Source organism: Sulfuricurvum sp. (genome assembly GCF_049305995.1).
Lineage (GTDB): Bacteria > Campylobacterota > Campylobacteria > Campylobacterales > Sulfurimonadaceae > Sulfuricurvum.
The window spans coordinates 1-2,556 of record NZ_JBAQPS010000100.1; the positions used below are offsets into that span (position 1 = coordinate 1).

Here is a 2,556-nt window from a genome sequence, read left to right on the forward strand (position 1 = left end):
GACCACAGCAGCGATTATCTCATTTTTGCCCTCGATGCTAAAGGTCCGAGTTTTCGCGCCGAAATTGATCCGAACTATAAGGCTAACCGTTCTCCCGCACCTGAAGAATTAGTGATGCAGCTCCCTATCGCTATCGAGTGGATCGATAAGATGGGATATAAATCGCTCTCTCAAAGCGGTTTTGAAGCGGATGATATGATCGCATCGGTGGTTCGTCAAGCGCGTCAGCACGGCTTTTTAGTTCGCGTCGTATCGCACGATAAAGACCTCTATCAGCTGATCGACGATGATCGGGTTGTGCTCGTAGATGCCATCAGTAAAAAAGTGATGAACGAACGCCACTGCGAAGAGAAATACGGTGTTCACCCTCGCCAGTTTATCGATTATCAATCCCTCATCGGCGACACCGCCGATAACGTCCCCGGCGTTAAAGGGATCGGGAAAGTAACGGCGCAAAAACTCCTTGAACAGTTCGTGACATTGGATGAGATGTATGCGAGGCTGGACGAAGTGACACCTCCTCGGATCAAAGGGCTATTGGAGACCTATCGTGAGGACGCATTCCGCTCCCGTGAGCTGGTACGCCTCAAAGACGACGTATTTGACAGCCTCGATTTTTCGGAATTTGCAATGCACTTCGATAATCCGTTCTTACCGATTTACGATGACTTGGTTCATTATGAGATGAACGCAGTTCTTCGTACGTTGAAAGCCAAAGCATTATTTGAAGAATCGCAAGGAGATCGTCATTCCCGCGAAGGCGGGAATCCAGCTTTAGATTCTAAGATGGACCCCCGTGTCAAGCACGAGGATGACGGGAAAAAATGCTCTTCTGTCGATGGTTGCAGTATTCTTCTCGATACCGATGAATCGCTGATGAATGTCATTCAAGCCATCCCTGACGATGCGATTATCGCATTCGATACCGAGACAACAGGACTCGACCCGACCAAAGATCATCTGGTCGGTTTTAGCTTTAGTACAGACACCAAAACGGGCTATTACGTCCCGATGATGCACAGTTATTTGGGAGTAGGGGATCAAGTCTCACCTGAGGCGGCGAAGAGAGCGATCCTAAATCTCTTCACACGCAAAGTGATTGGTCACAACATTAAATTTGACCTCCATTTCGTCACCCGATTTTTAGAGGTGGATCGTCTCTCTATCCATGCTGATACGATGGTGATGGCATGGCTCACCGATTCGGCTCGCTCACTTTCGATGGATAGCCTAGCCCAGAGCCTTTTGAACCATGAGATGATCCATTTCAAAGACACGGTCAAAAAAGGGGAAAACTTCGCCTCGGTCGCGATCGAAGATGCGTGTAAATATGCGGGAGAAGATGCCTATATCACCTTTCAACTCTACGACGTACTTCGGGAACAACTTCTCCTCAAGGGCGCTCAAGAAGCTCTGGATGAGGCGTTTAACGTTGAGTTCCCCTTTACCATCACGTTACTGGGGATGGAGAAAGAGGGGATAGCCGTCGATACGGCGGTGTTGGAGCTGTTTAAAAAAGAGGTAGCCTTAGAGATTGCCACTCTAACCGAACAAATATACAGCGCCTGCGGAACCGTATTTAATCTCAATTCTCCGAAACAGCTTGGGGTGATATTGTTTGAAACACTGGGACTCGCTCACGGCAAAAAGACTAAAACAGGCTATAGTACTGACGAGCAGGTGTTAGACTCTCTTAAAGATGAACATCCCGTTATCCCAATGTTGTTACAGTACCGCGAATATCACAAGCTCTACTCCACCTACATCGAACCGCTGATCGCATTGGCACAAAATGATCCTGAATCTCGTATTTATACCTCGTTTGTTCAGACGGGAACCGCAACGGGACGGCTCAGTTCTAAAAATCCAAACCTCCAAAATATCCCTGTCAAAACGGCACTTGGGATGCGTATCCGCGAAGCATTTGTTGCCCCTGCTGGGAAAAAACTGATCGGGATCGACTATTCGCAAATCGAACTTCGTCTTCTCGCCCATTTTAGTGAGGATAGTGTTTTGGTCAACGCCTTTAATGAGGGACATGACATCCACATGCAAACGGCGATTGCATTGTTCGGTGCTGAGGATGCACCTCGTAAGCGTAATATTGCCAAAACGGTCAATTTCGGTCTCTTGTACGGAATGGGGCAGAAAAAGCTCTCCGATACCCTCGGGATCACCACCAAAGAGGCAAAAGAGATCATCGAGCGCTATTTCGAGACCTTCCCGAGTGTTAAGGGGTATTTCAGCGGTATCGTCGAGCAGGCCAAAGAGATGGGATACGTCGAGACATTGCTCCACCGCCGTCGCTATTTTGATTTCGGCTCTGCTACTCCGATGCTCAAAGCGGCCTACGAGCGCGAATCAGTCAACACTGTTTTCCAAGGCTCCGCATCGGATCTCATTAAGCTCTCGATGAATAAAATCGATACGATGATCCGGACAGAGGGATTACGCGCCCGAATGCTTTTACAAATCCACGATGAACTGATTTTTGAGGTGGATGAAGAGGTTGCACCAGAATTGGCACTGCGATTTGTAGATGCAATGGAACATATC

1 protein-coding gene is annotated in these 2,556 nt (G+C 48.1%); it reads left to right on the forward strand.

What is annotated here, in order from left to right:
• Window positions 1–2,556, forward strand: a 2,556-nt coding sequence (polA, locus tag WA010_RS03360) for a DNA polymerase I (RefSeq protein ID WP_422555760.1), incomplete at both ends; no start/stop codon positions are given.